The organism is Stutzerimonas tarimensis (assembly GCF_042648805.1).
Lineage (GTDB): Bacteria > Pseudomonadota > Gammaproteobacteria > Pseudomonadales > Pseudomonadaceae > Azomonas > Azomonas tarimensis.
Genome location: NZ_JBHRXZ010000022.1, coordinates 347,421 through 374,101 on the forward strand (window position 1 = coordinate 347,421; position 26,681 = coordinate 374,101).

The 26,681-nt window shown below is 64.8% G+C and carries 24 protein-coding genes; 15 read left to right on the forward strand and 9 right to left on the reverse strand.

Annotated elements, in window-relative coordinates:
- Window positions 1–15 precede the first annotated feature (15 nt).
- The 3 genes from ftsE (at window position 16) to rpoH (ending at window position 2,658) form a co-directional block, all read left to right on the forward strand.
- Window positions 16–687 carry a cell division ATP-binding protein FtsE gene (ftsE, locus tag ACFOMF_RS10770; protein ID WP_386364630.1) on the forward strand — a complete coding sequence of 224 codons (672 nt, stop codon included), beginning with the start codon at window positions 16–18 and terminating at the stop codon, window positions 685–687.
- Window positions 684–1,691: a permease-like cell division protein FtsX gene (gene ftsX / locus ACFOMF_RS10775; protein WP_386364632.1), complete on the forward strand. Its 1,008-nt coding sequence runs from the start codon at window positions 684–686 to the stop codon at window positions 1,689–1,691. The genes ftsE and ftsX overlap by 4 nt, the downstream gene beginning before the upstream one ends.
- 112 nt (window positions 1,692–1,803) lie before the next feature.
- Entirely contained in the window at window positions 1,804–2,658 is an 855-nt protein-coding gene (rpoH, locus tag ACFOMF_RS10780; protein WP_386364634.1) for an RNA polymerase sigma factor RpoH, read from the forward strand.
- Between the two features lie 110 nt (window positions 2,659–2,768).
- Here the strand turns inward: rpoH and yihA are convergent, their stop codons facing one another.
- Window positions 2,769–3,413: a ribosome biogenesis GTP-binding protein YihA/YsxC gene (gene yihA / locus ACFOMF_RS10785; RefSeq protein ID WP_386364636.1), complete on the reverse strand. Its 645-nt coding sequence runs from the start codon at window positions 3,411–3,413 to the stop codon at window positions 2,769–2,771.
- 208 nt (window positions 3,414–3,621) lie between these two features.
- Between yihA and ACFOMF_RS10790 the strand changes: the two genes are divergently transcribed.
- The 5 genes from ACFOMF_RS10790 to ACFOMF_RS10810 all read left to right on the forward strand — a co-directional run bounded on the left by ACFOMF_RS10790 (window position 3,622) and on the right by ACFOMF_RS10810 (window position 8,577).
- Window positions 3,622–4,254 carry a c-type cytochrome gene (locus ACFOMF_RS10790; RefSeq protein ID WP_386364638.1) on the forward strand — a complete coding sequence of 211 codons (633 nt, stop codon included), beginning with the start codon at window positions 3,622–3,624 and terminating at the stop codon, window positions 4,252–4,254.
- 161 nt (window positions 4,255–4,415) lie between these two features.
- Entirely contained in the window at window positions 4,416–5,045 is a 630-nt protein-coding gene (locus ACFOMF_RS10795) for a thiol:disulfide interchange protein DsbA/DsbL (RefSeq protein WP_386364640.1), read from the forward strand.
- Between the two features lie 7 nt (window positions 5,046–5,052).
- Window positions 5,053–5,916, forward strand: coding sequence for an endonuclease/exonuclease/phosphatase family protein (locus ACFOMF_RS10800; RefSeq protein ID WP_386364642.1), 864 nt, complete (start codon window positions 5,053–5,055; stop codon window positions 5,914–5,916).
- The gene (locus tag ACFOMF_RS10805; RefSeq protein ID WP_386364644.1) at window positions 5,913–7,706 is read left to right on the forward strand and encodes a GGDEF domain-containing protein; all 1,794 of its coding nucleotides are present in this window, start codon (window positions 5,913–5,915) and stop codon (window positions 7,704–7,706) included. Before ACFOMF_RS10800 ends, ACFOMF_RS10805 begins: the two co-directional genes overlap by 4 nt.
- A 94-nt stretch (window positions 7,707–7,800) precedes the next feature.
- A complete protein-coding gene (locus ACFOMF_RS10810; RefSeq protein WP_386364646.1) occupies window positions 7,801–8,577 on the forward strand; it encodes an N-acetylmuramoyl-L-alanine amidase in 777 nt (258 codons plus the stop codon).
- A 27-nt stretch (window positions 8,578–8,604) separates the two neighbouring features.
- Here the strand turns inward: ACFOMF_RS10810 and ACFOMF_RS10815 are convergent, their stop codons facing one another.
- Together ACFOMF_RS10815 and algB are read right to left on the reverse strand one after the other, a co-directional pair.
- Window positions 8,605–10,392, reverse strand: coding sequence for an ATP-binding protein (locus ACFOMF_RS10815; RefSeq protein ID WP_386364647.1), 1,788 nt, complete (start codon window positions 10,390–10,392; stop codon window positions 8,605–8,607).
- Window positions 10,389–11,735 carry a sigma-54-dependent response regulator transcription factor AlgB gene (gene algB / locus ACFOMF_RS10820; protein ID WP_386364649.1) on the reverse strand — a complete coding sequence of 449 codons (1,347 nt, stop codon included), beginning with the start codon at window positions 11,733–11,735 and terminating at the stop codon, window positions 10,389–10,391. Before algB ends, ACFOMF_RS10815 begins: the two co-directional genes overlap by 4 nt.
- Before the next feature lie 362 nt (window positions 11,736–12,097).
- Between algB and ACFOMF_RS10825 the strand changes: the two genes are divergently transcribed.
- The 3 genes from ACFOMF_RS10825 (at window position 12,098) to ACFOMF_RS10835 (ending at window position 13,237) form a co-directional block, all read left to right on the forward strand.
- A complete protein-coding gene (locus ACFOMF_RS10825) occupies window positions 12,098–12,529 on the forward strand; it encodes a ferritin-like domain-containing protein (protein WP_386364651.1) in 432 nt (143 codons plus the stop codon).
- 155 nt (window positions 12,530–12,684) lie between these two features.
- Window positions 12,685–12,924, forward strand: coding sequence for a hypothetical protein (locus ACFOMF_RS10830; RefSeq protein ID WP_386364653.1), 240 nt, complete (start codon window positions 12,685–12,687; stop codon window positions 12,922–12,924).
- Window positions 12,925–13,066: 142 nt separating this feature from the next.
- Window positions 13,067–13,237, forward strand: a complete 171-nt coding sequence (locus ACFOMF_RS10835) for a DUF1328 domain-containing protein (RefSeq protein ID WP_386364655.1) — start codon at window positions 13,067–13,069, stop codon at window positions 13,235–13,237.
- Window positions 13,238–13,288: 51 nt separating this feature from the next.
- On the opposite strand, the gene ACFOMF_RS10840 is transcribed toward ACFOMF_RS10835, so the two are convergent.
- The 3 genes from ACFOMF_RS10840 to ACFOMF_RS10850 all read right to left on the reverse strand — a co-directional run bounded on the left by ACFOMF_RS10840 (window position 13,289) and on the right by ACFOMF_RS10850 (window position 17,780).
- Window positions 13,289–14,695 (reverse strand): aminoacyl-tRNA deacylase and HDOD domain-containing protein, encoded by a 1,407-nt coding sequence (locus ACFOMF_RS10840; RefSeq protein WP_386364657.1) that lies wholly within the window; start codon window positions 14,693–14,695, stop codon window positions 13,289–13,291.
- Between the two features lie 78 nt (window positions 14,696–14,773).
- On the reverse strand, window positions 14,774–16,849 hold the full coding sequence (gene recG / locus ACFOMF_RS10845; protein WP_386364659.1) for an ATP-dependent DNA helicase RecG: 2,076 nt from the start codon (window positions 16,847–16,849) through the stop codon (window positions 14,774–14,776).
- A gap of 1 nt (window position 16,850) precedes the next feature.
- Window positions 16,851–17,780: a hydrogen peroxide-inducible genes activator gene (locus ACFOMF_RS10850; protein WP_386364661.1), complete on the reverse strand. Its 930-nt coding sequence runs from the start codon at window positions 17,778–17,780 to the stop codon at window positions 16,851–16,853.
- A gap of 81 nt (window positions 17,781–17,861) precedes the next feature.
- Here ACFOMF_RS10850 and ACFOMF_RS10855 point away from each other — a divergent pair, with 81 nt between their 5' ends.
- The 3 genes from ACFOMF_RS10855 to ACFOMF_RS10865 all read left to right on the forward strand — a co-directional run bounded on the left by ACFOMF_RS10855 (window position 17,862) and on the right by ACFOMF_RS10865 (window position 20,595).
- Window positions 17,862–18,728: an NAD-dependent epimerase/dehydratase family protein gene (locus ACFOMF_RS10855; RefSeq protein ID WP_386364663.1), complete on the forward strand. Its 867-nt coding sequence runs from the start codon at window positions 17,862–17,864 to the stop codon at window positions 18,726–18,728.
- Window positions 18,729–18,881: 153 nt separating this feature from the next.
- Window positions 18,882–20,054 (forward strand): zinc-dependent alcohol dehydrogenase, encoded by a 1,173-nt coding sequence (locus ACFOMF_RS10860; RefSeq protein WP_386364664.1) that lies wholly within the window; start codon window positions 18,882–18,884, stop codon window positions 20,052–20,054.
- 10 nt (window positions 20,055–20,064) lie between these two features.
- A complete protein-coding gene (locus tag ACFOMF_RS10865; RefSeq protein ID WP_386364666.1) occupies window positions 20,065–20,595 on the forward strand; it encodes a transcriptional regulator in 531 nt (176 codons plus the stop codon).
- Window positions 20,596–20,632: 37 nt separating this feature from the next.
- Here ACFOMF_RS10865 and ACFOMF_RS10870 read toward each other — a convergent pair whose 3' ends face one another.
- Complete coding sequence (locus ACFOMF_RS10870) at window positions 20,633–21,568, reverse strand: methyltransferase (protein ID WP_386364668.1); 936 nt, start codon at window positions 21,566–21,568, stop codon at window positions 20,633–20,635.
- Window positions 21,561–22,967, reverse strand: a complete 1,407-nt coding sequence (locus tag ACFOMF_RS10875; protein WP_386364670.1) for an iron-containing redox enzyme family protein — start codon at window positions 22,965–22,967, stop codon at window positions 21,561–21,563. The genes ACFOMF_RS10870 and ACFOMF_RS10875 overlap by 8 nt, the downstream gene beginning before the upstream one ends.
- A 187-nt stretch (window positions 22,968–23,154) precedes the next feature.
- On the opposite strand from ACFOMF_RS10875, the gene ACFOMF_RS10880 reads away from it, so the two are divergent.
- Window positions 23,155–24,384: a nucleoside recognition domain-containing protein gene (locus ACFOMF_RS10880; RefSeq protein ID WP_386364672.1), complete on the forward strand. Its 1,230-nt coding sequence runs from the start codon at window positions 23,155–23,157 to the stop codon at window positions 24,382–24,384.
- Here ACFOMF_RS10880 and ACFOMF_RS10885 read toward each other — a convergent pair.
- Window positions 24,381–26,612, reverse strand: coding sequence for a putative bifunctional diguanylate cyclase/phosphodiesterase (locus ACFOMF_RS10885; RefSeq protein WP_386364674.1), 2,232 nt, complete (start codon window positions 26,610–26,612; stop codon window positions 24,381–24,383). The two genes, ACFOMF_RS10880 and ACFOMF_RS10885, sit on opposite strands and share 4 nt — an antisense overlap.
- Between the last annotated feature and the right edge of the window lie 69 nt (window positions 26,613–26,681).

Here is a 26,681-nt window from a genome sequence, read left to right on the forward strand (position 1 = left end):
AAGGACCCCTTGCGGATGATTCGCTTCGAACAGGTCGGCAAGCGCTATCCAAATGGCCATGTCGGGATTCATGAGTTGTCGTTCCACGTTCCGCGGGGCGAATTCCTGTTCGTCACCGGCCATTCCGGCGCCGGCAAAAGCACCCTGTTGCGGCTGCTGCTGGCCATGGAGCGGCCCACCACCGGTCAGCTGCTGCTGGCGGGACAGGATCTGTCGCGCATCACCAGTTCGCAGATTCCCTTCCTGCGCCGGCAGATCGGAGTGGTCTTCCAGAACCACCAGTTGCTGTTTGATCGCACGGTGTTCGATAACGCCGCGCTGCCGCTGCAGATCCTCGGCTTGTCCAAGGATGAGATCGCCAAGCGCGTGATGGCCGCGCTGGATCGCGTCAGCCTGCACGACAAGGCCGACCAGTACCCGGCGGACCTTTCCACGGGGCAGCAGCAGCGGGTCGGTATCGCCCGCGCCGTGGTGCATCGCCCGGCCCTGCTGCTGGCCGATGAGCCCACGGGCAACCTCGACCCACGGCTGGCTGCAGAGATCATGGGTGTGTTCGAGGACATCAACCGGCTGGGTACTACGGTGCTGATCGCCAGCCACGACCTGGCGCTGATCGCACGCATGCGGCACCGGATGCTGACGCTGCAGCGCGGGCGCCTGATCGCAGATGGGGAGGCAGGGCAATGAGCGCGACGCGTACGCCGCGGGTAGCCGAGCGAATCGGCGCTGGCTCGCAGCCGGAGCCGGACCGGCCCGACGACGAATTGGATTTTCGTGGCCTGCTGCGTGCCTGGCTGGAGAGCCATCGGGCAAGCCTGGTGGACAGCCTCAAGCGCCTGGGCAAGCACCCCATCGGCAGTCTGTTCACCTGCCTGGTGATGGCCGTGGCGCTGAGCCTGCCCATGGGCCTGGCGCTGCTGCTGGACAACGTCGAGCGGCTGGGCGGCTCCTGGCAGCGTGCCGCGCAGATTTCGCTGTTTCTCAGTATGGACGCCGAGGCTCTGGAGGGGGCGGCATTGCGCGAGCGCATCGCCGAGATGCCCGAGGTGGCCGAGGCGCAGTGGATCAGCCGCGACCAGGCGCTCGAGGAATTTCAGCAGTTGGCAGGTCTTGGCGAGGTGCTGCGCGAACTGCCGGAAAACCCCTTGCCAGGCGTGGTGCTGGTCACCCCGCATGAGGTGGACCGAGCACAGCTGGAAGCGCTGCGCGCAGAGCTGGCGGAACTGCCGGACGTCGAGCTGGCGCAGCTCGACTTGCTCTGGGTCGAGCGGCTGACCGCCATCCTGCGTCTGGGCGACCGCTTTGTGTTCGGCCTCAGCCTGCTCCTTATCGCCACCTTGCTGTTGGTGATCGGCAACACCATCCGCTTGCACATCGAGAATCGCCGTACGGAGATCGAAGTGGTCAAGCTCGTGGGCGGTACCGATGGCTACGTGCGCCGCCCCTTTCTCTACATGGGCGCGCTCTATGGCCTGGGGGCCGGCTTGCTGGCCTGGCTGCTCCTCGCTTACGGCATGGCCTGGCTGGATGAGGCGGTGATCGATCTGGCAGGGCTGTACGGGAGCGATTTCGGCCTGTTCGGGGTGCCGGTGGACGACGGCGTATCGCTGGTGGTCGGTGCCATCCTACTGGGTTACATCGGCGCCTGGCTGGCAGTGGCGAGACACCTGCGCGAGCTGGCCCCGCGGTGATTGGGCGCTTCTGCTTGGGCCGGGAAGCCGCGGGCTGGGGGAACTTATCCACAGCCTTGAAGTCTCATGGGCCAATGCTAAACTGCCGCAGTTCGTCAGTAGGAGGAATTGCATGACAACGTCTTTGCAACCTGTTCAGGCGCTGGTCCCCGGGGGCAATCTCGAGGCCTATGTACAGACGGTCAACAGCCTGCCCTTGCTGACCGTGGAGCAGGAGCGGGAGCTCGCCGACCGGCTGTATTATCAGCAGGATCTGGATGCAGCCCGCCAACTGGTGCTCGCGCACCTGCGCTTCGTGGTCCACATCGCACGCAGTTATTCCGGCTATGGGCTGGCCCAGGCCGATCTGATCCAGGAAGGCAATGTCGGTCTCATGAAGGCGGTCAAGCGCTTCAATCCGGAGATGGGCGTGCGCCTGGTGTCCTTTGCCGTGCACTGGATCCGCGCCGAGATTCACGAGTTCGTCCTGCGCAACTGGCGCATCGTCAAGGTCGCCACCACCAAGGCGCAGCGCAAGCTGTTCTTCAATCTGCGCAGCCAGAAGAAGCGCCTCGCCTGGCTCAACAATGACGAAGTGAACGCCGTGGCGGACAGCCTGGGTGTCGAACCCCACGAAGTGCGCGAGATGGAAAGCCGTCTGACCGGCCAGGACATGGCCTTCGATCCGGCCGCGGAAGCCGACGACGACAGTGCCTACCAGTCGCCCGCACATTACCTGGAGGACCATCGCTACGACCCGGCGCGTCAGCTGGAGGACGCCGACTGGAGCGAGAATTCCACCGGCAACCTGCAGGAAGCGCTGGACGCGCTGGACGAGCGCAGTCGCGACATTCTCCAGCAGCGCTGGTTGAGTGATGACAAGGCCACCTTGCATGAGCTGGCGGCCAAATACAAAGTCTCGGCCGAGCGTATCCGGCAGCTTGAAAAGAACGCCTTGAACAAGCTCAAGGGCTCATTGGCGGCCTGAGCAGCTGCGGCCGGTAGCTGACAAAAGGCTCGGTGTGGTGGAGACACCGGGCCTTTTGTCATTGAGTGCTCGACCGGCCTTCGCGCCAGGCAAGTCTGACCTCAGGCGGTTCAGCTCTCTTCCAGGCTCCCAGTGTCGTCCATGAGTCCGAGCCAGGTGGCCATGACTGCCTGAGCCTCTTCGATACCCTGGCGCTTCGGCGCGGAAAACAGTTGCACGCTGGCCGTGTCGCCCCATTGCTGGTGCAATTCGCGCTGCACCTTGAGCAGTGCATTCTTGGCGGCGCCGAAGGCCAGCTTGTCGGCCTTGGTCAGCAGGATATGCAGGGGCATTTCACTTGCCTGCGCCCAGTCCAGCATCATCCGGTCGAAGTCGGTCAGCGGATGCCTGACATCCATCATCAGAAACACCCCGGCAAGGCTCTCGCGGCTTCCCAGATAGGCTTCCAGGTGCCGCTGCCAGTGCTGTTTCAACGGAATGGGTACCTTGGCGAAGCCGTAGCCCGGGAGATCCACCAGGCGTCGCTGATCGTCGAGGCGAAAGAAATTGAGCAACTGAGTGCGGCCCGGGGTCTTGGAGGTTCGCGCCAGGTTGGCATGGGTAAGGGTGTTCATCGCGCTGGACTTGCCGGCGTTGGAACGGCCGGCGAAGGCGATTTCCAGGCCTTCGTCCGGCGGACACTGATCGACCTTGGCAGCGCTGATGACAAAGGAGGCCTGTTGGCACAGGCCCAGTATGGGATTTTTCGGAGGCATCGGACATTCCGGTGGGGTGCGCAGGGTGCGTCAACGGTTCATTTCCGTTTTGGCACTATCAGTATATAATGCCGCAGTTTTTATGTGCGCTTTGGTCCGCCAGGCGACAGCCAGCGTTGCGGTCGGTCGTCTGGACCTGCCGCCCTCTTGCGCGGCGACCGCTCAGGACGCACTTATCCTTTCAAAACCTTAGCCGTTGGATGAGCTGATGAACAAAGTACTCGTGAGTCTGCTGTTGACCCTGGGAATCACCGGTATGGCCCACGCGGCTGGAGACGCCGAAGCCGGTCAGAACAAGGTCGCGGTATGCTCCGCCTGCCATGGCATGGATGGCAACAGTCCCGCACCGAACTTCCCCAAACTGGCTGGCCAGGGCGAGCGTTATCTGCTCAAGCAACTGCAGGACATCAAGGCGGGCAGCACGCCGGGTGCCCAGCCTGGCGTAGGTCGTACCGTGCTGGAAATGACCGGCATGCTCGACCCGATGAGCGACCAGGACCTGGCCGACATCGCTGCCTTCTATGCCAGTCAGGCGGCAACCACCGGCTTTGCCGACCCTGAGCTGGTCGCCCATGGCGAGCAGCTGTTCCGTGGCGGCAACCTCGAACTGGGCATGCCGGCCTGCATTGGCTGCCACGCGCCTGACGGTGCCGGCAACACCCTGGCGGCCTATCCGCGCCTGGCCGGTCAGCATGCGGCCTATACCGCCAAGCAGCTCACCGATTTCCGTGAAGGCGACCGCTACAACGACGGCGAAGCCATGATCATGCGCACCATTGCCGCCAAGTTGAGCAACCGCGACATCGAGGCCCTGTCGAGCTACATCCAGGGTCTGCACTGATCCTGACAAGTGGTTGAAAAAGGGCGACCCGGCCGTGAGCCGGGTCGCCTTTTTTGTTTCTGCCCTCGTTACAATGATGCGCCCCGGCGCCCGTGGGCTGCGGTTACCATCGCTCACACCCTGCCCAATGCCACGGGTGCCTTTTCACTCAGGAGTCAGACATGCGCAAACTCATGCTTGGTGTCGTGCTAGCGGCGGCCGGTCTCATCGGTCAACTGGCCCAGGCCGAGGAATTCCAGGCCGGCAAGGAGTACGTCGAACTGCGTAATCCGGTTCCGACCATCGATGCCGACAAGATCGAGGTGGTGGAGCTGTTCTGGTACGGCTGCCCGCATTGCTACCAGTTCGAGCCAGTGGTCCATCCCTGGGCCGAACAACTGCCCGAAGACGTGATATTCCGCCGCATCCCCGCGATGTTCGGTGGCGTCTGGAACCTGCACGGCCAGCTGTTCATCGCCCTGGAGGCGATGAACGTCGGTGAGGAAGTGCACCAGGCTGTATTCGCCGCCATGCACCGTGACGGCAAGAAACTCGCTACTCCCGAGGCGATGGCCGATTTGCTGGTCGATCACGGGGTCGAGCGCGAGGCTTTCCTCAAGACCTTCAATTCCTTCGGCGTCAGGAGCGCAACGGAAAAAGCCAAGCGTCAAGGCATGGCCTACCAGATCACCGGGGTGCCGGTGATGGTGGTGAATGGCAAGTACCGTTTCGACCTGGGATCGGCCGGCGGCCCCCAGCGGACCCTGGAAGTGGCCGACTATCTGATCGATAAAGAACGCGCGGCGCGGTGATCCGCCCATGCTGCGCCGGTGGAGTACGCCTCGTCAGGTTCGCCAGGGCAGGGTCAACTGCCTGCCCCTGGACGCGAGCGGCCTGCCAGCCAATGGACATCTGCGCCTGCTGAGCTTCAACATCCAGGTCGGCATCAGCACCCAGGGTTACCACCACTACCTGACCCGCAGCTGGCAGCACCTGCTGCCCCATGCGGGACGGGCGACGAACCTTCAGCGCATCGGCGAAGTGCTCACGGGCTACGACCTGGTGGCGCTGCAGGAAGTCGACGGCGGTAGCCTGCGCTCCGGCTATCTCAATCAGGTGGAGCATCTCGCCCAGCTCGGTGCCTTCCCCTACTGGTACCAGCAGCTCAACCGCAACCTCGGCCAGTTCGCCCAGCACAGCAACGGCGTGCTCAGCCGTCTCGAGCCCTGCGGGCTCGAAGACCATCCGCTGCCGGGGCCGGCGGGACGAGGTGCGATCGTCATGCGCTTTGGCCGGAGCACGGACGCGCTGATGGTGGTGATGATGCATCTGGCCCTCGGACCTCGTACCCGCACCCGGCAACTGGCCTACATCCGCGAGCTGCTCGGCGACTGCCCGCATGTGGTGTTGATGGGCGACATGAACACCCATGCCACCGATCTGATCGAACATTCACCGTTGCGCGACCTCGGCCTGCTCGCGCCTCAGGTCGAAGCCACCTTTCCCAGCTGGCAGCCTCAGCGCTGCCTGGACCACATATTGCTCAGCCCGAGCCTCGCGCTCGAGCGAGTCGAGGTGCTGGCGCAGCCGATCTCTGACCACCTCCCGGTGGCCGTTGAGATCCGCTTGCCCGATGTAACTGCAAGACATGCCCAACCCCTCACCACGGTGTCTCACGGATGAGCGACGAAACCACCTCCTGGAAAGGCAAATACCTGCAGACGCTGGAACAGCTCGAGCAGCTCGAAGCCCTTTGGGCCACCAGGGTCGACCTGATGCGGCGTAGCCTGGTTCGCGCCAGCATGGCAGCGGAAGGCCGGGACCAGGGTGTGGACGGTTGCCTCGAGGAGTTACGCGAACTGCTGCGCCAGGGCGCGCTCGACTCGGCTCTGGCCGAGCTTGTACCGCGTCTGGAGAAAGCGGTATTGACCGCCGAGCGGCGTCGCCAGGACCGCGCCGGACAGATGGCGCAGTCGCTGCATCGCCTGGTCGAACAGCTGCGCCAGCGGGCCTTGCAAGGGCACGAGCGGCGGGCCCTGAAGGCGCTCGACAAACGTATCGACAATGGGGTGACGCAGTCTGCCGAGCTGCAACTCTTGCTGCACGAGCTGAGCGAGTTGCAGGGACGGGCGCTGAGCCAGTCGGAGGACGCCGATCCGGCACGCAGCAGTTTCCTGCAGCGGCTGTTCGGCACACGCAACCTGCTTGCCGAAGGTGAAGCTGCCCCTGATCTGGAGGTATCGCCTGCGCCAGGCGCGCCCGCTGTTCAGCCTGACTTCCCCCTGGCTCGGGCGCCAACCCCGGTCAATCTCTCTCAACCGGCAGCGGTGTTTCTCGATACCTTGCCATTCCCGGTGGCCTGGCTGGCTACCCCGCTGCGCGAGGATTTGGCCTCCGCCGTGCCTCCTTCGCTCGTTGCCGAACCGCCGTACAGTCAGGTGGCCGAGCGCATCCAGGCCACCCTGTCCGGTATGCTCGAAGACCTGCGCCTGCCGGAGCAGTATCAGGCACAGGCCGAGGCACTGCGTGAAAGGATCCAGGCACGGTTGAACTGGTACGAGCTGATTCCTGTGCTCGACGACCTGGCGGTTCTGTTTCGTGCACTTAATGCCCTTGGGCAGCAGGATTTTCAGAATTACCTGCGTCAGCTCAACGAGCGGCTCTCGACCATGCAGCACAGCCTGTCCGATCTGGACGACGGCCATGCCAAAGGCCGGGAGATGGGCGCTTCGCTGGATGTGGAGTTGCGGCAGCAGATGGGCGGTCTGCAGGCCTCGGTGTCCCAGGCGACCAGCCTGGCGGCGCTGCAGGAGGTCGCGGAGGCACGCCTCGATGGCCTGCTGACTACCATCGACAGCTACCAGCGCCAGCGGCTCGAACACGAGCAACTGCTCGGCTCACGCCTGCGCCAGATGAGCGAGCGCCTGTCGAGCATGGAACGCACCACCCAGGTGCTGCAGGGCAATCTCGACGAACAACGACGCAAGGCCCTGCTCGACAGCCTCACCGGACTGCCCAACCGCGCCGCCTGGAACGAGCGGCTGGATATCGAGCTTGTGCGCTGGCAGCGCTACGGTGGCGACTTGCTGCTGGCAGTGCTGGATGTGGACCACTTCAAGCGGATCAATGATTCCTTCGGTCACATGGCCGGCGATCGGGTGCTCAAGATCATTGCCAGCACCTGGCAACAGCGGTTGCGCAAGAGCGACTTTCTTGCCCGCTTTGGCGGTGAGGAATTCGTCCTGCTGATGCCTTCGACCCCCCTGGAGGCCGGCTGCCAACTGCTGGAGGCTCTTCGGGGCGCCATCGAGGAGTGTCCCTTCCATTTCAAGGGTGAGCGCCTGCGGATCACCGTATCGGTCGGGTTGACCGCCTTCGCCGGGGCGGACGATGCCGAGACCGCCTTCGAGCGAGCCGATCAGGCGCTTTACCGGGCCAAGCATGGCGGACGCAACCGGATCGAGGATGGCTGAAAGATCTCCTCACGCAGCCACCGGCTGAGTCGCCGGCACTGCAGGTATACTCGCGCCCTTCGAGTTGCCGTCTAGTCCTACCGGAGGTCGTCCGATGAAAGCTGTTGCCCTGGCCTTGGCCCTGCTGTTGTTGACCGGCTGCGCCAGTGGCCTGCGCATCGACACCAGCCATCCCTCTGTCGGGCACGACAGCCGCGTGCAGTTTGTCATCATGCACTATACCTCCGCCGACCTCGAGCGCTCGCTGGCGATCCTGACGGGGAACGGCGTGAGCAGCCACTACTTGATCGGTTCCTCCCCGGCCACCGTCTACAGGCTGGTGGAGGAGGATCGCCGGGCCTGGCATGCCGGCGACAGTGAGTGGAACGGTCGTACCTGGCTGAATGCCACATCCATCGGCATCGAGTTGGTCAACCCGGGGTTCGTCGATACCCCTGAAGGACGTCTCTGGTATCCCTACTCCGAGCAGCAGATCGACAACCTCATCGTGCTGTTGCGTGACATTCTGACCCGTCACGGTCTCGAGCCTGGCGCCGTGGTCGGTCACAGCGACATCGCGCCGCAGCGCAAGGTCGATCCCGGTCCGCTGTTTCCCTGGCAGCGGCTGGCCGAGGCGGGTCTGGCGCTATGGCCGGACGCGCAGCAGGTGGCCGCAGCGCAGCCAGGCTTTGCCGCCGAGCCGCCGACGATCGCCTGGTATCAGGAGCAACTGGCGGCCTTTGGTTACCGGGTGCCGCGTCACGGCGAGTTCGATGAGGAGACGCGCAGTGTGATCGCCGCGTTCCAGATGCGCTTTCGGCCCGAACGCTTCGATGGCCAGCCCGACGCCCAGACCGCGGCGATGCTGGCCGTACTCAACGCGGGGCGCTGAGGCGCTCCGCGTCGGTTCCAGGACGCCCTAGATGGGCAGGGCGATATAGAAAATGGTGCCGTGGCCAATGCGCGAATGCACGCCGATGCGGCCACCATGGAGCTGGGCGATTTCCTTGCATAACGCCAGCCCCAGCCCGGCGCCGCCGTGGCGCCGACCGATCTGCACGAAGGGCTCGAAGATGCGCGCCTGCTGGCTGTAGGGAATGCCTTCACCATTGTCCTCGACGCTCATGATCAGGCGGTCGCCATGCCGCCGCGCCTGCAGTCGCACCACGCCATCGTCAGGGGTATGGCGCAGGGCATTGGTCAGCAGGTTGTCGAGAACTCGCTCCATCTGGCCCCGGTCGAGAAGCAGGTTGGGTAGTTCGGGCTGAATCTCCAGGTCCAGTTCGATGCCGCGTTCGGCCGCCTGCGACTCGAAACGCTCGCGGGCCTCGGTGAGCAGTGCAGGGATATCGCAAGGCATCAGCTCCAGCTTCTGCTGACCGCTCTGGTAGCGGGAGAAGTCCAGCAGGTCATTGATCAACCGCACCAGCCGCTGCATTTCATCGTGTACGGTGAGCAGCAGGTCGGATTCGCGGCTGTCAGGAGGAAATTTCAGGCGCTCGCGCAACAGGCTGAAGGCCATCTGGATGCCGGTGACCGGAGTGCGCAACTCATGCGAGGCGCGCAGCACGAACTCGTTGCGTACCCGTTCGAAGTTGCGCTGATCGGTGACATCGTGCAGCACCATCACCGCGCCGCTGATGCGGCCATCATGATGACTGACTGGGCTCAATCGCCAGCTCAGCAGGCGCCGCTCGCCGTCGGCCTCGATGTCCAGGTCGCGTGGTGGCTGAGCCAGTGGGCGGTCATGCAGGACCTGCTGGGCGGCCTCGTCGAGTTCCGGGTAGCCCAGCGCCTGCCCGAGGGTCGAGCCCAGGTATTCGTTTTCCCAGGCGAGTTGGCGCTGGGCCACGGGGTTGGCATGCTCCAGCCGACCCTGGCGATCGATGATCAGCAGGCCGTCATCGATGCTGTCGAGCAGCGCCTGCAGACGCTGCTGGCCGTTGACCAGAGCCTCCACGTTGGTTTGCTGGAACTGATGCAGGGCCTGGGCCATGAGGCCGAAGCGGCGGATCAGCGATGACAGCTCGGCGATCGGCGAATTGGGCAGGGTAATGTCGAAATCGCCTCTGCCGATTCGGTCGGCAGCCCCGGAGAGGCGTTCGATGGGATCGCCGAAGCGGCGGGCGAAGCCATGGGCCGTCACGAAGCCGACCAGCAGTACTGCCACTCCAGTAAGGCCCAGGACGCTGGCCACCAGCAGCGCGCGGTCCCGGCCGGCGCTCTCGGTGTGGCGGATGCGCTCGTAGGCGTCGCTCTGCATGTCGCGCATCAGGTCGCGGACGCGCTGCAGTGACAGGGTCAGCTCGTCGTCCTGCCCCAGTTGCCAGGTGGTGGTGCGGGGAAAGCTGAGCTGATGGATGAAGTCCGAATAGGCATCGCCGATTGCCCGGTAGGCTCGCCGCTCACTCTCGTCATGGGCTTCGCTCAGCCCCTGGGTGAGGGTATTGAGAAAATTCTGCTGCACCGCCTTGTCCTGTGGGCGGTCGTTCTGTCGGCGAATCAGCAGGGTGATGTGTTGCTCCAGGGACTGGCGCAGGTTCTGGTTGATTTCGATGATGCCGAAACTGTCATTGATCAACCGTTCCTGGCTCTTGGCCATCTGCAGGACGCTGACCAGGGCCAGCGTCAGGCCGAGCAGAGCAACCGTCATCAGTGCCGAGAACCCCAGGAACAGGCGGGTCCTCAGTTTCATCTGCAACTTCATAGACCGTACTGCTTGCGTTTCCGATACAGGGTGGACGCATCGATGCCAAGGGTCCGGGCTGCCTGCTCGAGCGTCTCGGCAGCGGCCAGGACCCCAGCGATATGGGCCTTTTCAAGCTCCTCGAGGCTTAGTGCCTCTCCGACGCGGGGCGCATTGTTGACCACTTGCTCACCCAGGCCGAGATGGCTGACCTCGATGACCTGTTGCGGACAGATGATGCTGGCGCGCTCGATCACGTTGCGTAGTTCGCGCACGTTTCCGGTCCAGCGGTAGGCCTTCAGTGCGGCGACTGCCGCCTCGCCAAAGCCGCGCGCGGGGCGGCCGTAGTTCTTCACGAAGTGTGCCAGAAAGCGCTCGGCCAGGGCGATCACGTCTTCCGGGCGCTCGCGCAGGGGCGGCACGGTGAGGGTGATCACGTTCAGGCGATACAGCAGGTCTTCGCGAAAGCGGCCCTCGCGGACCATGTCCTCGAGTTTCAGGTTGGTTGCTGCAAGGATCCGCACATCGGCGCGGCGGGTGACCGGGTCGCCGATGCGCTCGTACTCCTTGTCCTGAATGAAACGCAGCAGCTTGGGCTGTAGAGCCAGGGGAAAGTCGCCGATCTCGTCGAGAAAGAGCGTACCGCCGTCGGCCTGGTTGACCCGCCCCAGGGTGTTTTCCGTCGCCCCGGTAAAAGCGCCACGGTTGTGGCCAAAGAGCTCGCTCTCCATCAGGTCCGCCGACAGCGAGGGGCAGTTGATGGTCACGAAGGTCTTTTTCGCCCGACGACTCCAATTGTGGATGGCGTGGGCAAGCTCGCCCTTGCCGGTGCCCGATTCACCCAGGATGAGAATGTTGGCGTCGGTGTCGGCCACCTGCCGGGCGGTTTCCAGTACGGCCATCATGGCCGGGCTGTTCGATCCGATCACGTCGTTGCGCTTGCGGATCTCGTCTTCCAGCGCTTCGAGCCGTGCCGCCATGTGGCGGACCTCGAGTTGCTTGGCTGCCGCCAGGCGCAGCTGTTCGGGGCTGCAGGGCTTGACCAGATAGTCCGCCGCGCCGGCCTGGATGGCGTCGACCGCGGTGTCCACCGCCGAATGGGCGGTCACGATCACCACCCGCATCCAGGGGGCCACGACCATCATCTGCTGCAACACGTCGAGCCCGTTCTCGTCTCCCAGGCGCAGGTCGAGAAAACACAGATCGAACACCTGCCGCTGCAGCAGCGCATCAGCCTGCGCGGCACTGGCGGCAGTCGCCACGCTGTAGCCGCGATCCTCCAGGCAGTAGCGGAACGTGCGCAGGATGGCGGCCTCGTCATCCACCAGCAGTATCCGGCCGCCGATATCCGTCGATTGCTCCATGAATGCTCCAAATGTGCCAAGGGAAGGGCCCGAATGGATGCCCTCGAAAAACAGGACATCTTACCTCCGAACGGTCGTCGGGGGGGCGGCGGCCGATCAGGCGGCAGGACCATGGGAGGCACAGGCACCTGGCCACCGTTGCGCTGTCCGCTGCACTTAGTCTCCGAATTTTCTTGCAAGTTGCACGACCCGTGCGGGCCGATCCTGCAGCCTGCAAAATCTCAGCGAAGCGGTAGGTGGGCGTGCGGGCGCATCAGGCGGGCGTAGCGCGGTTCGCCGGCTCGATGGCACGTGACTTGCGAGGTGTAACGCATCGGGAGCCGGACCCGTTCCGGATTATCCAGCCAAGACGGAGAACTGCCATGACTTCCACCAGCGAATTGAACGAGCTCATCGAGATCACCCGCGACGGCCAGCGCTTCTACCAGCACGCCTGCGAGGAGGTGAAGGACGTTGAGTTGCAGCATCTGTTCCGTGACATGGCCCAGGCGAAGACCCAGGTGATTCAGGCCCTGTCGGTCAAGCTGGCAGCAGACCACAAGAAGGTGTCCCAGGGCGGAACCATGGTAGGCAAGCTGCGCGAACTCTATATGGATACCAAGACCAAGCTCGGCGGCGACCCCCGAGTGGCCTATGTCGACCAGCTCGAGGAAGTGGAAGACCGGATCCTGCACGCCTTCGAGGATGCGCTGGAAGGCGCCGAGCCGGATGTGCGGGCCCTGCTGGCTACCGAACTGCCGCGGCTGCGCGCATGCCACTCGCGCATGCAGCAGCTCAAGCACAGCCTCCATTAGGAATCATGCAGAACGCCCGGTGATAAAAACACCAGTCGTGCAGATTCCACCGATTGTTATCAGAAATAAGATTTAAGTTGTTGATTTTAAAGGGAATGATAGATTGGCACGAAGCCTGCTTGGATATGACCAAAGCATTTTGGAGGCGCGCCGCCATGAAACGCCAGATCCGCACTTCTCTAGCCAGTCAGGGTTTTTTCACCGCAGCCGTGGTGGGCCTGTTGCTCGTGGCCGGTGATCCGGTAGCGCAGCCGTTGGAGCAGATGTCGGGCGAAAGGGTGGAACGAAATCGTCTTCACGATGCTCAACCGATGCAGATCAACCAGTTAAGCGTGGACGATTACCGGCTCGAGGAAACACGAGTCAATGAGGCCTCGCAGCGCTGGGTGTTCTGATTGAAGGAGGCTGGCCAGGCCAGTCGAGCGGAGCCGCAGGGCAGACGCTGATCCAGTCGGAAACCTCTGACCGGGCAAGGACGCATTAGACAGGCAGGCCAGTCCGCGCTGCCGAACGTTCGAACCGAAGAGGAGAGACACCATGTTGAGTTGGGCTATCACCTTTCTGATCATCGCGATCATTGCAGCAGTATTGGGTTTTGGTGGCATTGCCGGTACGGCTTCGGGCATCGCCCAGGTATTGTTCGTGCTGTTCCTGGTCCTGTTCGTCGTGTCGCTGATCATGGGCCGTGGCCGAGGTCCGCGTCCGTAGCGGTGGGTCGACACCTGGCCCCTCCCCAAGGAGGGGCAGCTTTACCTTGGATCAGCGCGACGGACCATTCATCTGGCGAGCCATCTCGCGCAAGGCTGCTTCTGCATCCAGAACCTTGTCCAACGCATTCTCCGCCTTCTCCGGATCGATACCCAGGCGTGCATAGAGTTCGCCGGGGATCTCGCCAACCGGGTCACTTCCAATTCCTCGCTTGCCCAGTAGGCGCACTGCCAGGCAGATCAGGTTGGCGTAGGCCGCATGCTCGCCCTGGTAATGGGGGTCCTGCTGGAAGCGCAGGGCCACGCAAAGTTCTTCCGGCATGCCCCAGTGGCGCATCAACCAACTGCCGATCTGCTCGCGGCTGATTCCCAGCAGGTGCTGTTCGATCAGGCTGTGATGCAGGTGCGGATTGACCTCGCGGTGCTGGCGAAACAAGGCGAAATGCGGCGGAAACACATGTGCGAGCACCAGATATCCGAAGTTGTGCAGCAAGCCTCCCAGGTAACCCAGGCCGGGCTCGGGTCGCAGGGCCCGCGGCATGCTCCGCAGCAGCCCGTCGACCACCGCAGCGGTGTAGATTGCCTGTTGCCAGTACGGCGTCGCCTGCTGCGGCTCGTCCTTGGGCAGGCTCAGCCTCTTGCCCAGGGCCAGGCCCAGCGCCAGGTTGATCACCAAGTCGAAGCCGAGCACGCGGACGATGGCGTCTTCCACCGAGCGGATCTTGCCGGGGGCGCCGTAATAGGGCGATGCGGCCCAGCTGACCACCTGCGCCGCCAGCGCCGGGTCGGTCTCCACCACGTCGGTCACGTCGTCCACCGAGGCCTTGGGGTCGACCCGTAGCTTGATGATGCGGTTGGCGGTCTGAGGCAGCGGCGGGATTTCCAGGGTTTCTTCAAGGCGCTGGCGAATCCGTCGGGCGGTGAAGGTCTCCACTGCGCGGGTGATTTCCTGCCGGTCATCGTGGGGACGGTCGAGGTTGGGACGTATGCTGCTCAGCGGCACGCCGAAACGGCCGGCACTGCCTTTGTCGAGCAGCCGCCTGAAGCCGTCTCCAGTGGTTTCCAGTAGAAGGTCGCGCTGACCGGAAGCCAGCCACAGAACCGACTGCTCGGCGAGGCGAGCCTCGTACAGGCAGGGCGAGCCGTTGGGCAGCGGCAGGCTCGGCAGGACCTCGAGGCCATGGCGGCCAAGCAACTGGCGCAGTTGTTCGGGGCCTACCGGCGTGAGCTGCCGGCCGGTCAGCTCGGCCAGCCGGGCGAGATCGAGCAGGCTGTCCCGGGGATAGAGCACCAGAAGCGTTCCAATGGCGTCGCCCAGCAGTGCGCTCTGAACCTTCTGCCCATTCGCAAGGCCAACCTCATCGGTACGGATCTGTTTGTTCAGTCCGAGCTGGTCAAGGATCTGCTGGACCAGCTGGGGGATATCCGCTGGCGACTGGCTATCGAGGGCAAGATTCATGGGGCGGCGTCCACGGGTGGGGTGCAGGGCCGAGTATACCGGCCGCCATTGGCCTGGCGCTGCAAACCCGACGGAACGTCATACCTGCCCGTATTGCTGTCCGTGACGCAGCCAGCGGGCCAGTAGTGGGCTGGCATGCGCGGGCCAGCGGTGCAGTAGATGCTCGGCTGCGTCGCGCACCTCCGGCAGGAGCGCAGCGTCACGCATGAGGTCGGCCACTTTGAACTGCAGCAGGCCGGTCTGACGGGTGCCGAGCATTTCACCGGGGCCACGCAGTTCGAGATCCTTTTCGGCAATGACGAAGCCGTCGCAGGTTTCCCGCATGATCGCCAGCCGCTCCCGGCCCATCTGCGACAGCGGAGCGTGGTAGAGCAGCACGCAATGACTGGCGGTGCTGCCGCGGCCGACCCGCCCACGCAACTGGTGCAGCTGCGCCAGTCCGAGGCGTTCGGGGTTCTCGAGGATCATCAGGCTGGCGTTGGGCACATCGACGCCGACTTCGATCACCGTGGTGGCCACCAGCAGCTGGATCTGGTTCTGCTTGAAGCGCTCCATGAGCTCGGCTTTTTCGGCCGGCTTCAGGCGGCCGTGGATCAGCCCTACCGAGAGTTCACCCAGGGCGCTGGAGAGCTCTTCGAAAGTGGTCTCCGCGGCCTGGCAGGTCAACTCCTCGGACTCTTCGATCAGGGTGCAGACCCAGTAGGCCTGGCGGCCCTCGGCGCAGGCGGCGCGGACCCGCTCGACCACTTCCAGGCGCCGGCTATCGGCGATCGCCAGGGTGTTGACAGGGGTCCTCCCAGGGGGCAGTTCGTCGAGGATGGAGGTGTCGAGGTCAGCATAGGCGCTCATCGCCAGGGTGCGCGGAATCGGTGTGGCCGTCATGATCAACTGATGTGGGCAAAGTCGGCCCTCGATACCTTTTTGTCGCAGCGCCAGCCGCTGCTGCACCCCAAAGCGATGCTGTTCGTCGATGATCACCAGTGCCAGATTGCGAAAGCGCACCTCGTTCTGGAACAGCGCATGGGTGCCGACCACCATCGGGCAGCCCCCGGCGATCCGCTCCAGCGAAGCCGCTCGGGCCTTGCCCTTGAGCTTGCCGGCGAGCCAGGCGATGTCGATACCCAGCGGCTCCAGCCAGCGGCTGAAATTGAGGAAATGTTGCTCGGCGAGAAGCTCGGTGGGTGCCATCAGGGCCACCTGATAGCCCGCTTCCAGCGCCTGCAGGGCGGCGAGTGCCGCGACCACCGTCTTGCCCGCCCCCACGTCGCCCTGCACCAACCGCAACATCGGCCGCGGCTGGCTGAGGTCATAGGCGATTTCCGCCCCGACCCGCTGCTGCGCACCGGTAGGAGAAAAGCCGAGATTGGCCAGAAAGCGCGACGGCAGACGGCTGGGCAGCGGCAGCACCGGCGCCTCCTGGGCGCGTACGCTGTCGCGCAATCGTTGCAACGACAGTTGATGGGTGAGCAGCTCTTCGAAAGCCAGGCGGTGCTGGGCCCAGTGACGACCTTCGGCCAGTTCCTCGAGGTCGGCGTCCGGCGGCGGCCGGTGCAGGTAACGAATCGCCTGGTCCAGCGGGCCGAGTCGATACTGGTCGGCCAGCTCGGCCGGTAGCCAGTCGGGCAGGCTCTGCGGGCCGAGCCGTGCCAGCGCCTGATCGCTCAGGTCGCGCAGGCGCTGCTGGGTGAGGCCTTCGGTGGTGGGATAGATGGGCGTCAGGGTCTGCGCCACCGGCAAGGGCTCGTCGCCGCTGAGTACCCGGTATTCCGGATGATAGATCTCCAGTCCGGAAGCCCCAGGGCGCACTTCGCCGTAGCAGCGTAGCGAGGTGCCGCGCTTGAGCGCTTCCTTCTGAGCCTGATTGAAATAATAGAAACGCAGGCTCAGGGTGCCGCTGCCATCCTGCAGGCGTACCAGCAGACTGCGGCGCCGTCCCATGACGATATCCGCACCGCCGACAATGCCTTCCACCACCGCGTCCTCACCCGGCCGCAGGGCGCCGATGGGGCTGATCCGGGTGCGGTCCTGATAGCGCAACGGCAGGTGGAAGAGCACGTCCTGCAAGGTCTCCAGGCCGACCCGCGCGAGTTTTTCCGCCAGGGCCGCGCCGACGCCCTTGAGCGCGGTGACCGGCACGACCGAGAGGTCTGACATTTCAGCTCTTTTTTACCGCGGCGGCCGGAGGCTTGCCGATCGAACAGAGGCGCAGCGAATCGGCCAGGATCTCGATCGCCTTGGGTCGCGGGAAGCTGGCGCGCCAGGCGATGGCCACGGTGCGGAAGGGCACCGGCGCGGCCATCGGCCGTATTTCGATGACCCCCGGCGAGTAATGGTGGCTGTCGACCGCCGACAGCGGCAACACCGAAACGCCAAGGCCGGAGGCGACCATGTGACGGATGGTTTCCAGCGAGCTGGACTCGACCGTGGTGTGCTGGGCCTGGTCGCCCTTGCGGCCGGCGGGGCAGGCTTCAAGCACCTGGTCGCGAAAACAGTGTCCTTCGCCAAGCAGCAGCAGGCTCTTGTCGTTGAGCATTTCGCTGGGGACGGCCTCGAGGCGCGTCCAGGGATGTCCGGAGGGCATCAGTACGCAGAACGGCTCGTCATACAGTGGCAGCGTCAGCACGTCGGCTTCCTGGAACGGCAGGGCGATGATGATCGCGTCCAGCTCGCCGGTGCGCAGCTTGTCACGCAGCACGTGGGTGAAGTTTTCCTCGATGTACAACGGCATGTCCGGGGCGACCCGGTGCAGTTGCGGAATCAGATGGGGGAACAGGTAGGGCCCGATGGTATAGATCGCGCCGAGCTTGAGCGGCGTGGCCAGCTGGTTCTTGCCGGCCTGGGCCAGCTCGCGAATGCTCTGTGCCTGTTCCAAGACCTTTTGTGCCTGGGTAACGATGCCTTCGCCGACGGGCGTCAGGCGCACGGCACTCTTGGTGCGTTCGAAGATCAGTATGCCGAGTTCGTCCTCGAGCTTCTTGACGCCCACCGACAAGGTGGGCTGGCTGACATGGCAACGTTCGGCTGCCCGCCCGAAGTGCTGCTCCTGGGCGAGCGTGACTATATAGCGCAGTTCTGTCAGTGTCATAGCGAGTATCCATTAGCTTCGCCGCAAGCATAGCCTTTAGCACTGGCGGAACCAACCGTCGGGCCGACCTCGAGGAACCCCATGAGCGCGTCCCCCCGTCTGATGATCGCCGGCTGTGGAGATGTCGGCAGCCGCCTCGGTGGACGGCTCTGCGCCGCCGGCTGGGAAGTGCTGGGCCTGCGTCGCCAGGCCGCGCAGATCTCCGTGCCGATTGCCGCCGTGGCCGGCGATCTCCAGGATCACCTGTGCCCATCGGGCTGGCCTGCGGGCAGGCTGGATTATCTGGTGTATGCCGCCGCGGCCAGCCAGCACGACGAAGCCGGTTACCACCAGGCCTATGTGGACGGATTGCGCCATGTGCTGGGCTGGCTGGAGCAGAGAGGTCAGCGCCCGGCGCGTCTGCTGTTCGTCTCAAGCACGGGCGTCTATGGCCAGCAGGACGGGGAATGGGTCGACGAGTCGTCGCCCACCGAGCCCCAGGGCTTTTCCGGACAGGTGATGCTGGAGGCCGAGCAGTTGGCACTGGGCAGTGGCCTGCCCGCCAGCGTGGTACGCCTGAGTGGCCTCTACGGACCGGGCCGGCGACGTCTGATCGACCAGGTGCGCCAGGGTTATCGGGTGGCGCAGCAGCCGCCCTTGTATGGCAATCGCATCCATGTCGATGACGCCGCCGCCCTGCTGGCACTGCTGCTGCAAGCCGACGCGGCCGGTCAGGCGCTGGCGCCGGTCTACCTGGGGGTGGACGACGCACCGGCTCCGCTGCACGAAGTGGTCGACTGGCTGCGCGAGCGGCTGGGGGTCAGCGAGGCCGTCGAGCCGCGACCGCTGCGCCGTGTCGGCAGCAAGCGTTGCCGCAACGACCTGGCCCGGGATGCGGGCTGGACACCACGCTATCCGAGCTACCGAGAGGGCTATGGCGGGCTTATCGACGCGCTTGCGCCGGACTGAAGGGGCCGGCTGGTCGGTGTGCTGCAACTCTGCTTCGCCGGTGGGGTACTAAAAAGGTATCGCATGCGCCGCGTTCGGCCACGGCCGACAGGGGATGGATCGCACGAAGGATATTCGCGGCGTGTGGACTCACCGACAGGAGACTCCCCTCTAATGAAAGCCCTCCGCTGGCATGGCAAGAAAGACATCCGCTGCGACAACCACCTTCCCGATCCGACCATCGAGGATGGCCGCGACGCTATCGTCAAGGTCAGTTCCTGCGCCATCTGCGGCTCCGACCTGCACCTTTATGATGGCTTCATGCCGGGCATGAAGCACGGCGACATCATGGGCCACGAGTTCATGGGCGAGGTGATGGAGGTCGGCAAGGACAACAAGAAGCTCAAGGTGGGTGACCGGGTGGTGGTGCCCTTCACCATCGTCTGCGGCGACTGCGACCAGTGCCGCAAGGGCAACTTCTCGGTCTGCGAGCGCAGCAACCGCAACAAGAGCGTGGCGGACAAGGTGTTCGGTCACTCCACCGCCGGGCTCTACGGCTACACCCATCTCACCGGCGGCTACGCCGGCGGCCAGGCCGAGTATGTGCGGGTGCCCTATGCCGATGTGGGACCGGTGGTGATCCCCGACGGACTCAGCGATGAGCAGGTGCTGTTTCTCGGCGACATCCTGCCGACCGGCTGGCAGGCCGCCGCGCAGTGCGAGATCGAGCCCAGCGACACCGTCGTGGTCTGGGGTGCCGGCCCGGTCGGGCAGTTCTGCGTGCGCAGCGCCGTGCTGATGGGCGCACGCCAGGTGGTCTGCATCGACAACGTGCCGGAGCGGCTGTCCATGGCCCAGGCCGGTGGTGCGATACCGATCAACTTCGATGAGGAAAGCGTCATCGAGCGGCTGCAGGAGCTGACCAAGGGCAAGGGGCCGGAGAAGTGCATCGACGCGGTGGGCATGGAGGCACACGCTTCGCGCTCGCTCGATTCCATGTACGACCGGGTCAAGCAGGCCGCGATGATGGAGACCGACCGGCCGCATGTCCTGCGGGAAATGATCTATGTCTGCCGGCCCGGCGGCATCCTGTCGATACCCGGAGTCTATGGCGGGCTGCTGGACAAGATTCCCTTCGGTGCGGCGATGAACAAGGGGCTGACCTTTCGCATGGGCCAGACCCACGTCAATCGCTGGACCGATGACCTGCTCGAACGCATTCAGGAAGGGCAGATCGATCCGAGTTTCGTGATCACCCATACCGTCAGCCTGGAGCAGGGGCCCGAGATGTACAAAATCTTCCGTGAAAAGCAGGACGGCTGCATCAAAGTCGTTCTCAAGCCGTGAGGACAGCGCCATGAGCACGACCCGACACGTAACCCACCATGACATGAGTGCCCACCACACCGCGCGTGGCCTGGGCTGGTTCAGCCTCGGGCTGGGACTGGCCGAGCTGTTGATGCCCGGCCCGATCTCCCGCCTGCTGGGCATCCCCGAGCAACGCGGGCTGATTCGCGCCTGTGGCATTCGCGAAATTGCGACCGGGGTGGGGCTGCTCTACAGTCGCGATCCCAAGCCCTGGATGTATGGCCGCCTGGGCGGCGACGCGCTGGACCTTGCGGTGCTGGGCTGGAGCTCCGCGTATGGCGACAAGCCTACCAATGCGCTGATCGCCGCTGGAACAGTGGCCGGGGTGGCTGCGATCGATCTCAAGTGCGCGGCTGACCTGCGTGCCGAACGGCGGCCGGTGGAGGAGTGGGATTACAGCGACCGTAGCGGTTTTCCCGACGCAGCAGACAGCATGCGCGGGCTGGTGGAGCCAGCCTTCGGTACCGATCGCGCGCATCCCAATGGCTACCAGATACCCCTGAGTGAAACACGGCACTGATCCAAGGCTCTGGCGAGGCAGGGTGCCCCGTCAGAGCCTAATCGGGGCTGCGCCCGAGTGTCAGTACCACCGCGGCGATGCGGTCGCAATCGACGTAGGCTCCAGCCAGCAGTTCCTCTCCAAATACGTCCGGATCGACTTCCCGATAACTCCAGCGGACCGGCTGGTTTTCGCAAAGCCTTCGAACTGCCTCGCGGAACGGGTCGCCGTTGTCACGCATTGCCACACCGGTGTAGAGCAGCAGCGATCCGCCTGGGGACAGGCGCTGCTGCGCGGCCTCGACGATGGCCAGCGACAGGCCTGCCCCCAGCGGCCCGCCACCGTGGCGGTAGGCGCGCTGGTCCGGGTCCACCAGATAAGGTGGGTTCGCCAGCAACAGGTCGAACTCGCCGGGCACGTCCTGCAGCAGGTCGCTGTGCCGTGCCTGGAGGTTCGACACACCGGCCAGCCGGGCATTGATGCGGGTCAGGCGCAAGGCCTCGGGATTGATGTCCAGCGCCAGCACCTCGGCGTCCGGGAGGGCGCGGGCGGCAAGAATGGCGCCGGCCCCGGACCCGCAGCCGACGTCGGCCACTCGGCGCATCGGCCTCCCCGTCCGCAGGCAGGTCTCGATGGCCTGGGCGAAGCGATAGGTGTCGGGCCCGAAGAACACCGCATCCACCTGGTGGGTCGGGTAGGCGGAATGCCAGAGCAGTTCGCCAGCCAGGCTGGAGAGCCGATACCGCGCGCGAAAAAGCTCGCCGCAGGGCTCGATCGCTTCGGCCTGGCGCATCAGCGTATAGAGATCCGCCGGCAGCAGGTCGGGGTAGAAGGGGCGGCTCCAGCCGAACACGCCGGCCAGATCACGGGCGAGCTGGTTCTCCGGCCGCTGGTTGACCCGGGCATGGGTCAGCGGCGAGGGGGTGACGAACTGGTAGTCTTGCCCGCGTAGCGCCTGTGCCAGTTCGAGCAGCGCCTGATCCTGATTATCCATGAGTCTCCAGTCCGTTGAAGGCGCGGGCGAACAGCTGTGTAGCGAGCAAGCCGGCGGGGCGATGATGGTGACGGGGGGCAAGCAACGGCAGCAGCCGCTGCAGGCGTGCCTCGCGGCTCTTCAGGCGAGCCACTTCCTGCTGCAGCAGTCGCGCCTCTTCGTCGAAGTCGTCAGCGGACGGCTTGCCCTTCGCTCCTTCCGCCCGGGGCACACCCAGCCGTGGCGGGCAACGCTTGCCCTGGTCCGGAAGCCAGTCACCGGCGATCCAGTCATGGATGAGCTGGCGTTCATGGGCATCGAAAACCCCGAACATCGGCGCCCGCTCGCCTTCGAACAACTGCCAGAAACGACTCTCGGCCGGGTCCTGGTGGCGTTTGATCCAGCCGCGCCGTTGCAGCTGGTCAAGAAACTGGGGAATCAGCTCGGGTTCGGCCAGCCACTGGTTGACGGTACGGCCGTCGAAGCGGCAATAGTCCGAATGTAGCAGACTGCCTACCGGGCATTTGGCTTGCAGCAGCCTGACCACTTCCTCGAAAGGGTCGAAGGCGGCGATCACCGACACTGTGCTGGCCCCCAGTGCGTTCAGGTTGTAGCCATTGCGAACCCGCTGGTAGAACGCCGCGCCGTCACCCATCTGCGGCCAGGCGTCGCGTACCGCCTGCAGGGCCTTTTGGGCATGACCGGTATGGGCGTTGTCGACTGTGACATGCAGGGTGAAGTAGTAGGGGTCGATCCCCAGCTCGTTCAACTCGTAGGCAGTGATCAGCAGGTGCAGGGGCAACTGTTCGTAACCGAGATTGAAGCCGATCACCTCCGGCAGGTACTGCCCGGCGTGCTCGGCCAGGGCCAGCTGGATCACACCCTGGATGAAGTGGGTGGCGTCCAGGTTTCGCCAGTGCTCACCGCCCAGCCTCGCCAGCAACTGGCGGTAGAGCACCACATGGTTGAGTGCCGGGTCGCCTTCGCCGAGCTCTTCGAGGTAGGTCTGGATCAGCCCGGTAAAACGTCCGTCGCGCCAGTGCCCCAGCAGGCCGTATAGCCAGGCGCCATCCACCAGCTTGGTAGGGGCTACCCCCTGCAGAAAATGCTGCGCGTGGGCCCGGGTACTGAAGAAGCGGCGTGGCTGGCCTGCCCGCCGACCTTCCAGATAGGCACGATACTGGCGGCCCACTTCACGGGTGTTGCGCTCCACCCAGGCATCCAGCTCGGCAGGATCCTCCGGCAGGTCGCAGGGCTGGCATTGGCCGAGGGCCAGCTGGGCATCGAGAAAATCCGCAGCGCGGTCGCGGGCGCGGTTGTCCGGCGCTGGCTGCAGCAGGTCGAAGTACAGGGCTCTGGGATCTTCCGCGCCTCGCAGGGGCACGGCATGGGACGGCAGGCTGTAAAGAGTGGTCGGCATCGTTCTTGGCGGTCGTCAGGGCGAATTCCCATTACCTGTTGGGCGCTTGCGGCGGCGGGTAAGTTCATCCAGTCCTGCCGAGCGGCCATCGGCCAGGCGGAGTGCGTAGCGGCCGTTTCGTCTGTGCGGATGGGGCTGGGGCCTTTATCATCGCCGGCAATTTGCGCATCGCCGACAGGAGTAGTCCATGCTTAACGGCCTCTGGCTGGGGTTTTTCGTGGTCGCGGCCGTGGCAGCGCTGGCGCGCTGGCTGGTGGGCGGCGAGGCGGAAGTATTCGCCGCCATGGTGGAAAGCCTGTTCGCCATGGCCAAGCTGTCGGTGGAGGTGATGATCCTCCTGTTCGGCACCTTGACCCTGTGGCTGGGCTTTCTGCGCATCGCCGAAAAGGCCGGGATGATCGAAGTGCTGGCGCGCCTGCTGGGACCGCTGTTCCGCCGCCTGATGCCCGAGGTGCCGCCGGGCCATCCGGCGCTCGGCCTGATCACCCTGAACTTCGCCGCCAACGGTCTCGGGCTGGACAACGCCGCCACGCCCATCGGGCTCAAGGCGATGCGCGCGTTGCAGGACCTCAACGGCAGCAGCACCACGGCAAGCAATGCGCAGATTCTCTTCCTGGTGCTCAACACCTCGTCGCTGACGCTGCTGCCGGTATCGATCTTCATGTACCGGGTGCAGCAGGGCGCCGAAGACCCGACCCTGGTTTTCCTGCCGATCCTGCTGGCCACCTTCGCCTCCTCCACGGCCGGGCTGCTGTCGGTGGCGCTGATGCAGCGGCTGCGCCTGTGGGACCCGGTGGTGCTGGCCTATCTGGTTCCAGGCGTGCTGCTGCTGGCCGGCTTCATGGCGCTGCTGGCGACGCTCTCGGCCACCGCCCTGGCGTCGCTTTCCTCGTTGCTCGGCAACCTGACACTGTTCGGCCTGATCCTGACCTTCGTGCTGGTGGGCGCGTTGCGCAAGGTGCAGGTGTTCGACAGCTTCGTCGAGGGCGCCCGAGAGGGCTTCGACGTGGCGAAAAGCCTGTTGCCCTATCTGGTGGCCATGCTCTGCGCCATCGGCGTGCTGCGCGCGTCCGGAGCACTGGACTTCGGGCTGGACGCGATCCGCGTCGCGGTCGAGGCGCTGGGCTGGGACACCCGCTTCGTCGACGCATTGCCCACGGCGATGGTCAAGCCGTTCTCCGGCAGTGGTGCGCGGGCGATGCTCATCGAGACCATGCAGAACTTTGGGGTCGACAGCTTTCCGGCGCTGGTGGCCGCCACCGTTCAGGGAAGCACCGAAACCACCTTCTATGTGCTGGCGGTGTACTTTGGCGCGGTGGGCATCCAGCGCGCCCGTCATGCAGTGGGCTGCGCGCTGGTGGCCGACCTTAGCGGCATCGTTGCAGCCATCGGCGTCTGCTACTGGTTTTTCGGCTAGCCTCGTCCCTGCGCCGAGCCCGCATGGAAGCGGGGCGCCCGTGCCGGTTCGCCATTGGGTTGTTGCAGCAACTGTTGCATGTCTGCCGCGGTCAGCGGATGACTCAGCCAGAAACCCTGGGCCAGCCGGCAGCCCTCCTCGCGGAGAAACGCCAGCTGGGCCTCCTCCTCGACGCCCTCGGCAATGACCTCGAGCCCCAGATCGTGGCCCAGGCCAATGATCGCCCGGCTGATGGCGGTGAGTTCGGGCTGGTGGGTGGCGCCCCCGATGAAGCTGCGGTCGACCTTGAGGATATGCAGCGGAAAGCGGCTCAGATATCCCAGCGAACAGTAGCCAGTACCAAAGTCGTCAAGCGCCAGGCGTACGCCCAGGCTGGCCAGCTTGCTCAGGTTGGCCTGGGTTTCCGGGCTGTTTTGCATCAGCAGCCGCTCGGTGATCTCGAGAATTAGCGAGGCCGGCGCCAGGCCGGTCTGGCGCAGGATCCCGGCCAGGCGCGAGGCGAATTCAGGCTGCTGCAACTGTCGGCTCGACAGGTTGACCGAGCAGTACAGCCGCGGATGCCCGGAAAGCTGCCAGGCGCGGGCCTGTCGGCAGCTTTCCCGCAGCACCCATTCGCCCACCGGTACGATCAGCCCGGACTCTTCCAGGCTCGGGATGAACTCGGTCGGTATCATCTGACGCTGGCCATGCGGCCAGCGCAGCAGGCTCTCGAACCCGACCATGTGCGGGGCCTCGTCGCCGATGCGAAAGATGGGCTGAAAGTGCAGATCGAACTCGCCTTGCTCGAGCGCCTGGTAGAGGTCGCTCTGCATCGCCAGCTGTCGTTGTGCCTGGCTGCTCAAGTCGTGGCTGTAGCGGGCGAACTGGGCCTTGCCTGAAGCCTTGGCGCGGTACAGCGCGAGGTCGGCGGCGGCGAGCGCAGTGGCGTCCTGTTCTTCCAGCGGGGCGATGCCGATGCTGATGGTTACCGCCAGCGACCGGCCGCCGGCGCACAGAGGCTGGCGTAGGCAATCAAGCATGCGCTGGGCCACGCCCTCGGCATCTTCCAGGGTGCCGAGGTCGTTGAGTACCGCGACGAACTCGTCGCCGCCAAAGCGGATCAGATGGTCGCCCTGGCGCAGGCAGCCTTCCAGACGTTGTGCCACCTCCACCAGCACCTGGTCACCCACGGCGTGGCCGAGGCTGTCGTTGATGAGCTTGAAACGATCGAGATCGACAAACAGCAGGGCGGCGACCCGGTCATCAGACGGCTTGCTGTGCTGGCGCTGCAGCAACTCGTCGAGACGGGTGCGGTTGGCCAGGCCAGTCAGGGGGTCGTGGCGGGCGGCATGGCGCAGTTGCTGCTCGACGCGCTTGCTGTGACTGATGTCGGTCTGCGAGCCGGCCATGCGCCGCGAACCGTCGGACTCCTCGGCGACGCCGCGCACCAGCACCCAGAGGTATTGCCCGTTGTGCTTGCGGATGCGGTATTCATGATGAAGCGAGGCACTGTCGCCACGCAGGTGGGCCTCGATGGCCTGGCGCAGGCCGGGCAGGTCGTCCTGGTGCACCCGGCTGAACCAACTGGCGCTGCCGTCGCCGAAACTGTCGCGCTCGCACCCCAGCATGTCGGTCCAGCGGCGCGAGACGTAGAGACGGTCGTTGTCGACGTCCCAGTCCCAGATGCCATCGTTGGCGCCGCGCAGGGCACGTGAGAAGCGAGCCTCGCTCTGCTCCAGGGCGCGATGTTGCGCGGCGGTGTAGGTATCGGCGGCCAGGCTCATGTCGAAGAACACCGACTTGAGCAGGCTGCGCAGGAGCTCGCCCTTCTCGCCCGCTGGCAGCAGTTGCTCGATCATGTGGTCAAGGTAGAGGCGATAGGCGCCCAGGTACCATTTCAGGCCGATGCCGACCCGCTGGTGGACCAGCCCGATGTGCAGCCGGTCGCGCAGGTAGGCTTCGCCATAGGGCCCGGACCAAAGCTGCCGGTAGTACTCTTCCTGACGCTTCTTGAGCCGCTGCAGGGTTGCCGGGTCGCGCAGCACGCCAGCCATCGGTTCGAAGTCTTCGAGGTGCCGGTAGAGTCGCTCGACGAAGCTCGCGTGACTGTCTTCGAGCCCGTCGGCGGCTTGGTTCATGCGCTTCTGATCGGCATCCTGCATTTCCAGAAAGCGGCGTCGGGTGGCGAGGTCGCTCTCGTCCAGGCCGATGCGCGAGACGAGTTCGTCCAGTTGGGATTGGATTTCCATAGGTACCCCAGAGGCTGCTTCCACGCAGCCTGACCTTGTTATTGTTGTCGTACCGCTGCCGGGCCGCAG

Bases quoted from the DNA above. Each gene is read 5' to 3' on its own strand.
- rpoH (WP_386364634.1), top strand. From the start codon at position 1,804: ATGACAACGTCTTTGCAACCTGTTCAGGCGCTGGTCCCCGGGGGCAAT.
- ACFOMF_RS10835 (WP_386364655.1), top strand. From the start codon at position 13,067: ATGTTGAGTTGGGCTATCACCTTTCTGATCATCGCGATCATTGCAGCA.
- ACFOMF_RS10815 (WP_386364647.1), bottom strand. From the start codon at position 10,392: ATGAAGTTGCAGATGAAACTGAGGACCCGCCTGTTCCTGGGGTTCTCG.
- ACFOMF_RS10850 (WP_386364661.1), bottom strand. From the start codon at position 17,780: ATGACACTGACAGAACTGCGCTATATAGTCACGCTCGCCCAGGAGCAG.
- ACFOMF_RS10855 (WP_386364663.1), top strand. From the start codon at position 17,862: ATGAGCGCGTCCCCCCGTCTGATGATCGCCGGCTGTGGAGATGTCGGC.
- yihA (WP_386364636.1), bottom strand. From the start codon at position 3,413: ATGCCTCCGAAAAATCCCATACTGGGCCTGTGCCAACAGGCCTCCTTT.
- ACFOMF_RS10860 (WP_386364664.1), top strand. From the start codon at position 18,882: ATGAAAGCCCTCCGCTGGCATGGCAAGAAAGACATCCGCTGCGACAAC.
- ACFOMF_RS10880 (WP_386364672.1), top strand. From the start codon at position 23,155: ATGCTTAACGGCCTCTGGCTGGGGTTTTTCGTGGTCGCGGCCGTGGCA.
- ACFOMF_RS10830 (WP_386364653.1), top strand. From the start codon at position 12,685: ATGAAACGCCAGATCCGCACTTCTCTAGCCAGTCAGGGTTTTTTCACC.
- ACFOMF_RS10800 (WP_386364642.1), top strand. From the start codon at position 5,053: ATGCTGCGCCGGTGGAGTACGCCTCGTCAGGTTCGCCAGGGCAGGGTC.
- ftsE (WP_386364630.1), top strand. From the start codon at position 16: ATGATTCGCTTCGAACAGGTCGGCAAGCGCTATCCAAATGGCCATGTC.
- ACFOMF_RS10805 (WP_386364644.1), top strand. From the start codon at position 5,913: ATGAGCGACGAAACCACCTCCTGGAAAGGCAAATACCTGCAGACGCTG.
- algB (WP_386364649.1), bottom strand. From the start codon at position 11,735: ATGGAGCAATCGACGGATATCGGCGGCCGGATACTGCTGGTGGATGAC.
- ACFOMF_RS10840 (WP_386364657.1), bottom strand. From the start codon at position 14,695: ATGAATCTTGCCCTCGATAGCCAGTCGCCAGCGGATATCCCCCAGCTG.
- ACFOMF_RS10810 (WP_386364646.1), top strand. From the start codon at position 7,801: ATGAAAGCTGTTGCCCTGGCCTTGGCCCTGCTGTTGTTGACCGGCTGC.
- ACFOMF_RS10870 (WP_386364668.1), bottom strand. From the start codon at position 21,568: ATGGATAATCAGGATCAGGCGCTGCTCGAACTGGCACAGGCGCTACGC.
- ftsX (WP_386364632.1), top strand. From the start codon at position 684: ATGAGCGCGACGCGTACGCCGCGGGTAGCCGAGCGAATCGGCGCTGGC.
- ACFOMF_RS10875 (WP_386364670.1), bottom strand. From the start codon at position 22,967: ATGCCGACCACTCTTTACAGCCTGCCGTCCCATGCCGTGCCCCTGCGA.
- recG (WP_386364659.1), bottom strand. From the start codon at position 16,849: ATGTCAGACCTCTCGGTCGTGCCGGTCACCGCGCTCAAGGGCGTCGGC.
- ACFOMF_RS10825 (WP_386364651.1), top strand. From the start codon at position 12,098: ATGACTTCCACCAGCGAATTGAACGAGCTCATCGAGATCACCCGCGAC.
- ACFOMF_RS10790 (WP_386364638.1), top strand. From the start codon at position 3,622: ATGAACAAAGTACTCGTGAGTCTGCTGTTGACCCTGGGAATCACCGGT.
- ACFOMF_RS10865 (WP_386364666.1), top strand. From the start codon at position 20,065: ATGAGCACGACCCGACACGTAACCCACCATGACATGAGTGCCCACCAC.
- ACFOMF_RS10795 (WP_386364640.1), top strand. From the start codon at position 4,416: ATGCGCAAACTCATGCTTGGTGTCGTGCTAGCGGCGGCCGGTCTCATC.
- ACFOMF_RS10885 (WP_386364674.1), bottom strand. From the start codon at position 26,612: ATGGAAATCCAATCCCAACTGGACGAACTCGTCTCGCGCATCGGCCTG.